A 12,921-nucleotide genomic window follows, 5' to 3' on the forward strand; every position below is an offset into this window, starting at 1 on the left:
TTACAGAATCATGGATCAAAATATTCCTTGTCAGTTTTTTTCGTTTGAGAACACTCCACTTGCAGTACGCTATCGCAAGGGGCGCCAATCTCCAGGTTTGGTGTGGCTTCATGGCTATCTATCTGATATGTCAGGGGATAAGGCGATGTTGGTTGATAGTTTTGCTCAGAAGAATGATTTGTCTTGTTTACGTTTTGATTACTCTGGACATGGAGAATCGGGTGGTGATTTTTTTCAAGGAACGATTTCACGCTGGGTTAAAGAAAGTTTAGCGGTTTTTGAAAATTATTGTGAGGGGCCACAAATTTTGATTGGCACCTCTATGGGCGGGTGGATTGCGCTAAAGCTTGCTATGATGCTAGCACAAAAAAATAAGAAGCTTGCTGGCATGGTCTTGATTGCGCCAGCTCCTGATTTTACACAAACATTGGTAGAACCAAAATTAGGCCCAGAAGAATGGAAGATTTTGGAAGAAAAAGGCTATATTGAACGACCTTCTGTTGATGATACAGAGCCAATGCCCTTTACAAAAACATTGATTGAAGATGGACGCGAAAATTGTGTTATGAAAGAATGCATTGATGTTGGGTGTCCAGTCCATATTCTACAAGGGATGGAAGATGAAGATATTCCCTATCAGCATACATTGACTTTACTTGATCATTTACCTCTCCATGATGTAACATTGACACTTGTTCGTGATGCTGATCATCGCTTTTCTCGTCCACAAGATTTAGATTGCCTTGAAACAGTATTGAGATCTTTTATTAATCAGATTAATGCAAAATAAGGGGTATATTTATTGATGAAGATAAAAATATATGAGCATTTCTAAACAGCATTTTATTTTTTCTGATCGCTCTGTACCTGTACGGGTACGGGAAAATAAGAATGCGCGCCGTCTTACCTTACGTATTGATGCCAGCAGTCAAGAGATTTGTGTAACAACACCACCAGCGATAAGTCTCTGTACGATTCAAAGTTTTATTGAAAAGCATCGATCTTGGATTGAGGCACGTCTTGCTCGTATACAAATCTCTCATGAAAATGCTTATCTCAAAGAGGGGGCAATGATTCCTTTATTAGGTGTTTCCCATACCATAAAGCATAGAGAAGGGCGTGGGGTAACAGAAATCATTACAGCAGATGCGGAGCAAGGGCCTGAAATTATTGTTTATGGTCAATTAGAATACCTTCCAAGACGCATCGCTGACGTTTTGAAAAAACAAGCAGCACATATTATAACACCTTTGGTGGCACATTATGCCCATAAAGTAGAGCGTAAAGTCAAATCAATTTGTTATAAAGATACGAGAAGTCGTTGGGGGTCTTGTTCAATAGATAAGCGTCTTTCTTTTTCTTGGCGCCTTGTTATGGCACCAAAAGAAGTTGTGGAATATGTTGTTGCTCATGAGGTTTCTCATCTTGTTGAAATGAATCACGGTCCAAGATTTTGGGCTCTTTGTGAAGAACTATGTCCTGATAGTAAAACGTATCGTTCTTGGTTGAAGGAAAATGCTCATAGATTGCAAGCAATTAATTTTGATTCATATAATGTAGAGGTGTAAAAAACTTTCCAATGAAGGCAATATTTAACGGAACTTTTTGTTGAGTGTTTTGTTATGTGTGTACTTGCTCATGCATAATGAGGAAGCCATTGAAGCTCTCAGCACGATTGTTCTCCCCTGCTTGGTTTGCTGAGTGTCTTCAATGTTTTTGCTTTATCTTTTTTGTAATTCAGCGTAATAATCTTAAGTTACGATAACTTATAAAAAATGGGAAGGGGAGCTTATGCCTGTTCTTACAGATCCACTTCAGCTGTTACAGAGACTTATCCGTTGTCCTTCTGTTACTCCTCATGAAGCAGGGGCTTTATCAGCTTTGGAACAATTTTTGAAAAAAATGGGATTTCATGTCGAGCGCCCTATTTTTACGGATAAAAATACAGATAATGTTGAAAATCTTTATGCAAAAATGGGAAATGAAGGGCCTCATCTTATGTTTGCAGGCCATACAGATGTCGTACCACCAGGTGCATTGGAAGATTGGACTTATTCACCTTTTGAAGCTGTCATAGATCAGGGGAAATTATATGGGCGGGGTGCTGTTGATATGAAGGGCGGAATCGCTTGTTTTATTGCGGCGCTAGCGCGAGTTCTTGAGAAACGACCCATTAAAGGAATGGTCAGTTTTTTGATTACCGGTGATGAAGAGGGACCTGCTGTTAATGGTACCGTCAAACTCCTTAAATGGGCAGAAAAAAAAGGCGAAAAATGGACTGCGGCTCTTGTGGGGGAACCAACAAGTGTAAAGACTGTTGGGGATGTCATCAAAATTGGTCGCCGCGGATCGATTTCTGGTGTCATGACCGTGAAAGGTCGCCAAGGTCATGTTGCTTTTCCAGAGCGGGCTGCTAATCCTTTGCCTTTGGCAAGTAAGCTTATTCAAGCATTGACACAAACTGCTTTAGATAAAGGGACAGAGAATTTTCAGCCCAGTAATTTAGAGCTAACAAGCATCGATACCGGTAATTTAGCGGTCAATGTTATTCCAGCGCAGACAACAGTTCATTTTAATATACGCTACAATGATCTTTGGACAAAAGAAACACTGATGAAGGAAATTGAAAAGCGTCTTGCTTTGGTGCAATCAAAAAACAATGGTGATCAATATCCCTCTTATCAGCTTGAATGGATTCCAAGCTTAGGAGATGTTTTTTTGACCAAAAATGATAAGCTCATTCAAACTCTATCCAATGCTATTAAAAGTGTAACAGGGAATATACCAGAATGTTCCACTTCTGGTGGTACTTCAGATGCGCGATTTATTAAGGATTATTGCCCAGTGGTTGAATTTGGCTTACCAGGGCAAACGATGCATATGGTAGATGAGTGTGTAGCCCTTGATGCAGTGGAAGCTCTTACTACTATTTATGAGCGTTTTATTGTTGATTTTTTTGCATAAAGAAATGATTGCTGGTTCAAAAATACCTTTATCTTATCGTGCCAAAAGACATTGCTATTTGAGGTGTGGTGATATGAGATACGTAAGACTTAATATATTAAGTGGTTTTAGAATAAGTGGTGAATATTCTTAAGTTGGGATTCTTGCCTGTAGAGTCTTTAGTTTAAGTGAATTACATAATTGGAAAGCCAAGTGAGATCTGCTTGAAGAAGCAGAACTTTTTACAGACCATATTGGATTAAAAATATTCGTTCTTTCATGTGTAGAAAGGAAGTCAATACGCAATCATATATGGAAAACAATGAATATTATATCATCATTGTGTGATGACAGGTTGAAGCCATAAAGACACACAAAAACATGCTGCTATTGTAAAAAGGTTGTACAACATAAATGCGCTCATTCACAGTTCATGTCTTAATATGGTTTCTGCACTTCATAAAAGGTACTTCTTGTTTCAATTAGCCTCTCTTAGAATAAAGCCCATAGGAAACGCGTTTTAAGTTTGTTTTATTTCATATATTTTGCCTTGCTTTTTTGTCCCCAAGAACTTTCGTTGCAAAATCATTACGAGATAGAAGGTGAGCTTATTTAATCAGCTTTAATATTAGTTATGATAAAGATACACAGAAATTCTTTTGTAGCATCACGTTGACTTCTTTAGCCAAGGATTGTCCTAGTATTATTCTCAATTTTTTAATAAAATAACCTGAAAGGATGCGTACAGACACTCATAAGCATGTCCGCATACAAGTAAGATTATATGGGATTAATATCGTTTCGCTCGCTAACAAAGCAATCTGGATTCATATCTAGTATATTTGCCATTTGAGTGCATTATTTGTTTAATAAAGCTCATGATTTTACTGTGATCTATAAATCAACACCAATCATACAGCCGCGTATCTCAAATAAATTATTGGTTCAGTATTTTTGCGACAACAGCTTTTACATGCCAAAATAGGATAAAAGTATTGTGTATATCTATTTTTTGTAATCTCTGAAACAGACATACAACCTGATTGAGGAAAAATATAAAGGTATAAAGGTGAAAATCAGCGTGCTTTTTTACACTCCTTTTTTATTCGGTTTTACGGTTTTCAAAATTATCTAGAGCAATATCTTTTTAAATAATCAGAGATCGATACATGGTTTTATGCTTATTTCCCTGGTTCTTGAAATGGTGCCACGATTTCATAAAGAACCATACATTATCGCATTATGCATTCACATACTTGTTTTAAAGAAATTTCCTCAATGTTTGTCACATTCGTGCCACTACGGTGCTTATGAATAGTGTACCGTGAAGTGTATAAAGTCTACAGTGCCTCACCATCTTTACGTTTATGAAAAAGAAAGTTAGACCACCACACACTATTTCTAGCTCAAAATATTGCGATAGCTTTTAGCACTTAAGGTTGTTCATAAGGGGCTTTTTTTACTTCTTTTTTACAGATTTTATCCATACGCTTCTCTACTTTTAAGGTGTAAGCAAATGGTGGTAACTAATTTACTATAAATAGTTTTGAAATGAGAGAATCTCACGATATTCTAATCTCACCTTTGCTATGAAAAATGATGATTATGATTAAAACAAGTATGTTGTTATAAAAACTTTAGTTTGCGAGTTGGCTGATAATGTGATCAAGAACAATACGTCCTTTGGTTGTCGCTTTTAAGCGTTGGTTATCCACCATTTCTATCAATTCTTGGTGTTGTAAATCGACCAGTTTTTCCATTGGGATGCGTTTAGGGTTTAAGGTTTCATAGCGTATAAGTTCTAAGCCTTCGCAAAGGCGTAATCCCATAAGGAGCATTTCATTTGCCTGTTGTTCAGTGGTTAAATGTTCTGTTTCAATACAGCCATGTCCTATTGTTTCTACCAAATTAAGCCACTGTTCGGGATGCTTTTCATTTATTGTGACATAACGTTCGCGGTTTTCAAGGTGTGATGACAATGTTTTTGAACAGGAAGAGGAATGATTCGGTGCGTGCTCAATGAAACGTCCATGTGCTCCTGGACCAAAGCCTGCATATTGGTGATAACGCCAATAAAGAAGATTGTGTGCTGATTCAGCACCGGGCATTGCGTGGTTTGAGATTTCATAGGCAGGAAGCCCATGCAATGTCGTTATTTCTTGGGTAAGATGATACAGATCTGCTGCTAGCCCTGATGGGGGAAGGATAAGTCTTCCTGCATCATGAAGCCGTTTAAAGGCGGTTCCTTCTTCGATTGTCAATTGATAAAGAGAAAGATGGTCCGCTGCCAAATTAATTGCTTGTACAAGTTCAGATTTCCATTGCTCAAGGGTTTGTTCGGGGCGGGCATAAATGAGATCAAAGGATAAACGTGGAAAAATTTGCCTTGCTAAAGCAATGGCATAAAGAGCTTGTTCCACATTATGGAGTCGACCAAGTTTGCGCAATGCTTTATCATTGAGCGCTTGTATCCCTAGAGATAAGCGGTTAACACCTGCTGCACGGTATCCACGAAAGCGCTCTGCCTCTACACTGGATGGATTAGCTTCTAATGTAATTTCAACTTTATCATCAACTACCCATTTTTTTGCAAGTGCTTGCAATAGGGCATCGACAGTTTGCGGCTCCATAAGAGAAGGAGTTCCGCCACCAATAAAAATACTTGTAATATGGCGTGGGCCTATTTTGTGGTATTGCGTTTCTATTTCGCGCTTAAAGGCGGTGACAAAACGTGGTTGATCAACACCATGGATGCGAACATGCGAATTAAAGTCACAATAAGGACATTTAGCTGCGCAAAAGGGCCAATGAATGTAAATGCCAAAAGGTTCATTCATGAGAATGCTAAAAGGTTTTCTGCCAAAAGTTTGAAAGCACGTGCGCGATGTGAAAGAGGCGGAATATCATTACTTTTCCAGTTGTGTTTTTGCTCTGTTGACATTTCTCCAAAGGTATTTTCATGTCCATCTGGTAAAAAAATAGGATCAAAACCAAAGCCTTTGTCTCCCCGTGGAGGCCAAATGAACGTTCCTTCAACGCATCCGCGGAAGTAATCTGCATAAGCATCAGGCCATGCAATGCAAATGACGGATATAAAACGGCATTTTCGTTGGCTTTTTTCTCGCGCTCCGACTTTTTGGAGTTCATTTTCTATTTTTTTCATAGCTTTTGGAAAATTACGTGTACCATCGGCTTGAATTGCCCAATCAGCAGTATAAACGCCTGGCGCACCCTCCAATGCATCTACCTCTAAGCCTGAATCATCAGAGAGGGCAGGAAGTCCTGTCTTTTTTGCTGCTGAAAAAGCTTTAATATAAGCATTTTCTTCAAATGTTTTTCCCGTTTCTTTTGGTTCTGGCAAGCCCAGTTCTTTTGCCGATTGTATTATTAAACCGAAAGGCTTAGTTAAAGTAGTGATTTCATGCAATTTGCCGGTGTTATGTGTAGCAATGACAAGTTTTTTATCTGCGATGCTTCTCATATAGATTTCTCCAAAAATGAAAGGGGAATTGTTTTTGTGCTAAAAACCGGCTTAAACGCTCAGACACACACATTCTGCTTGATTTTACATAATATGATTATTTTACACGTTTTATGATATTTTATTCCAATAAAATTTTTTATCTTGTATGAAGATAACCTTGCAAAGATATGAAAGACATGTCTTTTTTATGATAGCATTTTTATGGTAAATTTCCAATTTTTTGTTTGCTCTAAAGGATAAAATTTTCTATTTACAGCGGTTTTTGAACAATCCAGATTATCTTGGCAAGTTCCTACAGCAGACCACTTTACAGATCAACTCTTAATCTTAAATATTTCTCACACACTCTAACAAAAAATACCTCCTGCGTAATTTATCAATCGTCACTCTGAAGCTAGCATTTTACGGGTCAATAGGATAATATGTTTTTATACTACTTTAGACTATTTGACCAAACCTTGGCAAAACTTATATAAGAGATGAGGATTTTAAAAGTAGTGAAACAATTGTGATGAAGCACAAACCTATTGATAATGAACTAAAATATCTTGATGAACGTTCGCGTGATATTTTTCGCCATATTGTTGAAGCTTATCTTAATGATGGTGAACCTGTGGGGTCACGCAATCTTTCGCGGCTTTTACGACAGACATTATCGCCTGCGACGATTCGCAATGTGATGAGTGATCTTGAACATCTCGGTTTGATTTATGCACCACATGTTTCTGCGGGCAGAATGCCGACACAATCAGGTTTACGCTTTTTTGTGGATGCATTTATGGAAGCAGGTGATTTGCCAAACGAAGAGCGAGAAAATATTGAAATGCAAGTCAAAGAGGCTGGTCGTGCACAATCGGTTGAACATTTTCTTGTTCAAGCAAGCCGAGTTCTTTCAGATCTTTCACGTGGGGCAGGGCTTGTTTTAGCAACAAAACAAGAAGGAACATTGAAACATATTGAATTTGTGCGCCTTGATAGAGAGCACGCTCTTGCCGTTTTGGTGACTCAACAAGGTGAAGTTGAAAATCGTATTGTTCATTTGCCAGAAGGGGTTACCCATGCACAATTGACGGAAGCAACGAATTTTCTCAATGCCCATATCCAAGGGCGTACATTGAGTGAAGCTAAAGGGGAAATTGCCCGCTTATGCGCAGAAACACGGGCTGCACTTGATGACTTATCGAATCATCTTGTTGAAACGGGATTAGCTCTTTGGGGTGGAGAAGGTGCTGATCATAAAATACACCTCATTGTTCGCGGGCGTAGCAATTTACTTGAAGATGTGAAAGCAGAAGAAGATTTAGAACGGTTACGCCATTTGTTTGATGATCTTGAAACGCGTGAGAGTATGGCACAGCTTCTCGATTTAACGGATGAAGGTTCTGGGGTTAGAATTTTTATTGGTTCAGAAAATAAGTTATTTTCACTTTCTGGTTCTTCCTTAGTTGTAGCACCTTATCGTGATTCACAACAAAGAGTCATTGGTGCTTTAGGCGTTATTGGTCCTACACGGCTTAATTATGCAAGGATTGTGCCCATGGTTGATTATACAGCTCAACTTGTGTCACAGTTATTGCGTTAAAATGATGCAGGTAAGTATTTGTACTATAAAAGCTCATTGTATTATATACATCGATACCCCTTGATTTTTGTCTATAGAATTTCGATATCGAGAATAACGAATCTTATGAAGGAATAAAATTTTTATGTCTGATGAAAAAAACAAATTTACTGACGCTTCATTTGAAAATTGTGATTTAAAAAATCCAGCTGATCGTAATACACTTAAACAGGCAGCCGATGAATTTTTAAAAACACATAAAACAGAGGAACACGAAGACGTTGAAAAAGAAAGCAATGAGGTTAGTGATCTTTTAGTGTCTTTGCAGGATGAAAATAAAGAACTGAAAGATCAGCTTTTACGTCTTGTTGCAGATATGGAAAATCTTCGACGCCGTACTATGCGAGATGTGGCGGATGCAAAGGCTTACTCCATTGCTAATTTTGCACGGGATATGTTATCGGTTTCTGACAATCTCAATCGTGCTTTGGAAGCTATTCCAGAAGGGGCGCGGGAAAGTGATGCTGGTTTGAAATCATTGGCAGAAGGCGTTGAAATGACTGAGCGTGCCATGATGGCAGCATTAGAACGTCATGGGGTGCAAAAAATCCATCCAGAGGGGCAAAAATTTGATCCTCATTTTCATCAAGCGATGTTTGAAATTCCTAATGCCGATGTTCCAGATAATACTGTTCAACAAGTTGTTCAGGCAGGTTATATTATCGGGGAAAGGGTGCTTCGTCCAGCTATAGTGGGTGTAGCTAAAGGAGGAGCAAAAGAAGCTTCTGTTGAAACTGATTCGGCTTAAAACACATCAAGAAATATACCCACAGCGCAAAAGATGTAGCATTGTATGCATTGCTACATTCACGAAGCGTTCTGACAAAGAAGATTCTAAAGGGTGTTACAAACACCCTTTTATCTTTGAAGAGCCCAACTTCCTTTTACAATGTATGGAGCATCGCTTGAAGGAGATGGAGACAACAATAAAACAAAATGATCAACCTCAAAAGGAGGAAATAAAAAGTCGCCTCGAGAAGACAGATAAGAAGGGAGGTCTTCAGGTTTAATATCGAGCAATCTCGCAAGAGTAATATGCGGAGTAAATGGTTTTTCATCAGGCTCTAAGTGCAGTTTGCTCCGGATACATTGCATTTTTTCATGCAACAGGTTGAGAGTTTCACAAGGTTCAATGCGAACCACAAGGGAATGGGGAGCATTTTCTGAACCAAAAACTTCAAAACCTTTTGTTTGTAGCATAAAAGGAGGGAGCTTTATTGTATCAAAAGCACGCATAATTTCCTTTGCTAAGGTGCTTTCAATTTCACCAAAAAAAGACAAAGTGACATGAAAATTCTGCGGGTTGATCCACTGCGCCTGTGGTAAGCCATTTTGCAACGACACAAGTTGTTGTGTTGTTTGTTGAGGAATCTGAAGGGCACTAAACAGACGGTCCATGGTATCTCCTTACAATGAAAAGATGCCATCGCAAGCGCAATGGCGAACAACGAGGGTAAAGCCGCACATCGCCAAATATTAAGACAATGATGTAGAAAAATAATGTCTAAATAATGTCTATAATAAATTAAATGCATAAAGCTTAAAATCTTAAAAGAGCGGTTATGATGCCCACAAAAGTCATATTGGTGTGCATTTTATTACAAAGGCGTGCAATTGATCATTGTTTGCTCTTTCATTATAAACACAACAACGCAGATGTTTTTAAGAGAAAAGCCAATCAATACAACGATAGAGAACCTCCTCCTCATTTCAAGGATAACCATCATTCTTTTTTGTGAGAAGCTTTAATTTTCCTCTCCAAAGTTGTTATTGATGAGCTTTTCAAGAGCATTAAGAGCATCTGTTGCTTCTGGTCCTGAAACACGAATGGTAAGGTTGCAACCAGATGAAGCCGCTAGCATCATAAGTCCCATAATTGATGATCCGCCAACGATTTTTCCGTCCTTTTCAACTTCAACAGTAACATTAAAATTGTCAACAGTTTGTACAAATTTTGCAGAAGCACGTGCATGCAACCCACGTTTATTACAGATATTGAAATGACGACTTATACATGGGAGGGTATCTTTGGAAAACATGGGTATTTTATTATCCGCTATAAAATCATACTTGGTACATTAATATATTTACGCCCTGCTTCTTGTGCTATTCTTAACGCGTCTGATAATGAAATATCAGGACATTTGCGAATAGAAATCAGTTTAATAAGCATGGGCAAATTAACACCCGCAATCATTTCAACGCGTCCTTTTTCAATAGCAGGAATCGCTATATTTGATGGTGTCCCACCGAATACATCTGTTAATATGATGACGCCATGATCCGTATCTGTATCGGTTACTGCGGCTATAATATCACCTCGGCGCTGATCTATATCGTCATCGGGATAAACGCATATTGTTGCGAACTTTTCTTGTACTCCAACAACATGTTCCACGGCATGTAAAAATTCGACAGCCAGCTCACCGTGCGTTACAAGCACGAGTCCAATCATTTACGCAAACTCCTGTTAACTAATAAGATCCAACCATATTGGTGGGAAAGACATTGTACAAGGCTTTGTCTTGCTGCCAAGAAAAATTTGCAAAAAAAAGGCAAAAATTGTGATTTTTTTATCTTTAGAAAAAAATTAGACAGATTTTTGCCATATTTTTCTAAACAAAAATGCTTCAATAGCTTGACAAATGGCTGTACAATCGGCTTCACGAAGAGAGGGGAGTTTTAAAAGAGGAATGTGCAAATTTTCAAATTGAAAAGTTTTATTTGTGGAAAAACGTTCATATTCCGGACCAAGAAAAATAACACAATCGATAATTGTGTGCTTTTCGAATTCTATCATATAAAGACCAACGCCACGAATCTCGATACCGCCCTCTAGATTATCAGGAGTGTATCCGTGAAGCTTTCCATTTTCCGCACGCAACATTGTATAATCATCACTGATAAGCTTCGCTTCACGTTTTGACCACTCAGCGCGGTCAAGCAAAGAAAGGGTAAGGGTTGATTTTCCTGATCCTGATGGACCTATAATTAACAGCCCCTTGCCGCCCAGTTGAAGGCAATTTGCGTGGAGTATTTCACATTTTGTTTTCATGCCTTTTACTTTGGATAAAAGATTTATTTAGCGAGGGGAAGCATAATAGTAAAACGTGCACCAGTTTTACACTTTCCAAGTGTCGGATCAATAATATTTTCGGCTGTAATTGTTCCGTTATGAGCCTCGATGATTTGCCGACTAATAGAAAGGCCAAGTCCAGAGTTTTGTCCAAAAGCATCTTCGTTTGGTCGATCTGTATAAAAACGCTCAAAAATTCGTTCAATATTTTCTGAACGAATGCCTGGGCCATTATCTTCAATGGTTAAAATAAGGGTTGAAGCATGACTTTTCATAGTAATGCAAATTTTGCCACGATTTCGAGGAATAAAAGAGCGTGCATTTTCAAGAAGATTTGAAATCACTTGCCCTAAACGGAGTTCATGCCCCAATACAAGATAGGCTTTTCCATGAGGACGTGGGACAATATTAAGGCTTATATCAATGGTTTGCGTATTACGATACACTTCCTGAACAGCATGAACAAGACTTTCCAAAAGCGGAGTCATATCAACAATCTCTGCGGTTTCTCGTGCAAGCTCTGCATCGAGCCGCGATGCATCAGAAATATCTGTAATCAACCGATCAAGACGGCGCACATCATGTTGAATAATTTCAAGCAATTTCTCTTGTGCTTCTTCATTTTTAGCCAGAGGAAGCGTTTCAACAGCACTGCGTAGAGAGGTGAGAGGATTTTTTAATTCGTGGCTTACATCAGCAGCAAAGCGTTCAATGGCTTCAATACGCATATAAAGGGCATTGGTCATATCACGAATAGAAGTTGAAAGGTGACCAATTTCATCTTCACGCATTGAAAAATCAGGGATTTCTACACGCTGATTATTGCCATTACGCACTCGATTAGCCGAGGCAGATAATTTACTTAATGGATGGGCAATCGTATGGGCCAAAAAGAGAGAAAGAACCAAAAGTACGCTGCCTACAACGGCAAAAACTTTAAAGATAACCAGTCTTTCGCCTTTTACAATGTTATCAATATCGGAACCAGTGGTTGAAAGAAGAAGAGCTCCAACCACTGCACGATAGCGTTGAACAGGAACGGCAACAGAAACAATTAATTGACCTTGTCTGTTGCGTCTTTTAGCCGTAGCAAGAGATCCGTTTAATGCGCGGTACACTTCTGGATAAGCAATACCACTGATTTTGGTTTGTTCTCTGTCAAGAGCAATACCTTTGCCATAAAATGCGCTTGAATACCATGAAGTAAGGCGATCCCACATGTTTTGTTCTGTTTTAAGTGGGGGTAAATCATAACTAAAAACTTCTCCACTAGAATAAAGAACGCGCGAATCAAGAAGGAGAGTAGCATCACGATCATAGATACGTGCTCTTGTCGTTTTAGGTGTGATGAGACGCCGTAAAAGAGGGGCAACTTGCTCAGGGTTAATAGGAAAATCCCAAGAATCGGTTGATTGAGGGGCGGGTGTAATGCTTTCACCAGTCTGTAACTCTAAGAGTTTTTGGGGGTCAATGAGGATAGAATTTGTATCTACTGTTGCAGAAGCAGCAATAGCCCCAGCAATAATTTTTCCTTGGGTACATAAACTTTTAATTTTTGCTTCAATTAAACCATCACGAAATTGGTTAAGGTATAAAATGCCTGTAACTAAAACGGCAAGAGCAGCAATGTTTAATATAACAATGCGACGTGTGAGGCTGGAAAAAAGCAATTGTCTAAAGAGACGTTGTGTTCGAAGATGCAAACGAGCAAACATAAGAAATGGTGTTGAGGATGTACCATTAACGGTTGTTGTTTGTAAAGTTTCCAGTTGAGAATTATCTGTCATCGATTTGATT

Annotated in this window: 12 protein-coding genes; 5 read left to right on the forward strand and 7 right to left on the reverse strand. The window is 38.7% G+C overall.

What is annotated here, in order from left to right; all coding sequences use genetic code 11:
- Nucleotides 1–10 precede the first annotated feature (10 nt).
- The 3 genes from ACFIK6_RS00745 (at nt 11) to dapE (ending at nt 2,964) form a co-directional block, all read left to right on the forward strand.
- Complete coding sequence (locus tag ACFIK6_RS00745) at nt 11–790, forward strand: alpha/beta hydrolase (RefSeq protein ID WP_375677273.1); 780 nt, start codon at nt 11–13, stop codon at nt 788–790.
- A gap of 31 nt (nt 791–821) precedes the next feature.
- Nucleotides 822–1,568, forward strand: coding sequence for a M48 family metallopeptidase (locus tag ACFIK6_RS00750; RefSeq protein WP_375641332.1), 747 nt, complete (start codon nt 822–824; stop codon nt 1,566–1,568).
- A gap of 223 nt (nt 1,569–1,791) precedes the next feature.
- Nucleotides 1,792–2,964 carry a succinyl-diaminopimelate desuccinylase gene (dapE, locus tag ACFIK6_RS00755; RefSeq protein WP_375641333.1) on the forward strand — a complete coding sequence of 391 codons (1,173 nt, stop codon included), beginning with the start codon at nt 1,792–1,794 and terminating at the stop codon, nt 2,962–2,964.
- Nucleotides 2,965–4,580: 1,616 nt separating this feature from the next.
- Here dapE and hemW read toward each other — a convergent pair.
- Nucleotides 4,581–5,780, reverse strand: a complete 1,200-nt coding sequence (hemW, locus tag ACFIK6_RS00760) for a radical SAM family heme chaperone HemW (RefSeq protein ID WP_375641334.1) — start codon at nt 5,778–5,780, stop codon at nt 4,581–4,583.
- Nucleotides 5,777–6,424, reverse strand: a complete 648-nt coding sequence (gene rdgB, locus ACFIK6_RS00765; RefSeq protein ID WP_375641336.1) for an RdgB/HAM1 family non-canonical purine NTP pyrophosphatase — start codon at nt 6,422–6,424, stop codon at nt 5,777–5,779. The genes hemW and rdgB overlap by 4 nt, the downstream gene beginning before the upstream one ends.
- Before the next feature lie 514 nt (nt 6,425–6,938).
- Here rdgB and hrcA point away from each other — a divergent pair.
- Both hrcA and grpE read left to right on the forward strand, forming a co-directional pair.
- Nucleotides 6,939–8,009, forward strand: a complete 1,071-nt coding sequence (gene hrcA / locus ACFIK6_RS00770; RefSeq protein ID WP_375641337.1) for a heat-inducible transcriptional repressor HrcA — start codon at nt 6,939–6,941, stop codon at nt 8,007–8,009.
- A gap of 124 nt (nt 8,010–8,133) precedes the next feature.
- Entirely contained in the window at nt 8,134–8,796 is a 663-nt protein-coding gene (gene grpE / locus ACFIK6_RS00775) for a nucleotide exchange factor GrpE (RefSeq protein ID WP_375641338.1), read from the forward strand.
- A 110-nt stretch (nt 8,797–8,906) separates the two neighbouring features.
- Here grpE and thpR read toward each other — a convergent pair whose 3' ends face one another.
- The 5 genes from thpR to ACFIK6_RS00800 all read right to left on the reverse strand — a co-directional run bounded on the left by thpR (nt 8,907) and on the right by ACFIK6_RS00800 (nt 12,911).
- On the reverse strand, nt 8,907–9,446 hold the full coding sequence (gene thpR / locus ACFIK6_RS00780; protein WP_375641339.1) for an RNA 2',3'-cyclic phosphodiesterase: 540 nt from the start codon (nt 9,444–9,446) through the stop codon (nt 8,907–8,909).
- 347 nt (nt 9,447–9,793) lie between these two features.
- Nucleotides 9,794–10,087 carry an HPr family phosphocarrier protein gene (locus ACFIK6_RS00785; RefSeq protein WP_012754483.1) on the reverse strand — a complete coding sequence of 98 codons (294 nt, stop codon included), beginning with the start codon at nt 10,085–10,087 and terminating at the stop codon, nt 9,794–9,796.
- Nucleotides 10,088–10,104: 17 nt separating this feature from the next.
- Nucleotides 10,105–10,503, reverse strand: a complete 399-nt coding sequence (locus ACFIK6_RS00790; protein WP_375611386.1) for a PTS sugar transporter subunit IIA — start codon at nt 10,501–10,503, stop codon at nt 10,105–10,107.
- Nucleotides 10,504–10,638: 135 nt separating this feature from the next.
- Entirely contained in the window at nt 10,639–11,103 is a 465-nt protein-coding gene (locus ACFIK6_RS00795; RefSeq protein WP_375641341.1) for an HPr kinase/phosphatase C-terminal domain-containing protein, read from the reverse strand.
- Nucleotides 11,104–11,126: 23 nt separating this feature from the next.
- Complete coding sequence (locus tag ACFIK6_RS00800; RefSeq protein WP_375641342.1) at nt 11,127–12,911, reverse strand: stimulus-sensing domain-containing protein; 1,785 nt, start codon at nt 12,909–12,911, stop codon at nt 11,127–11,129.
- Nucleotides 12,912–12,921 lie beyond the last annotated feature (10 nt).

This window comes from Bartonella sp. AS69XJJH (genome assembly GCF_042195585.1).
Classification (GTDB): domain Bacteria; phylum Pseudomonadota; class Alphaproteobacteria; order Rhizobiales; family Rhizobiaceae; genus Bartonella.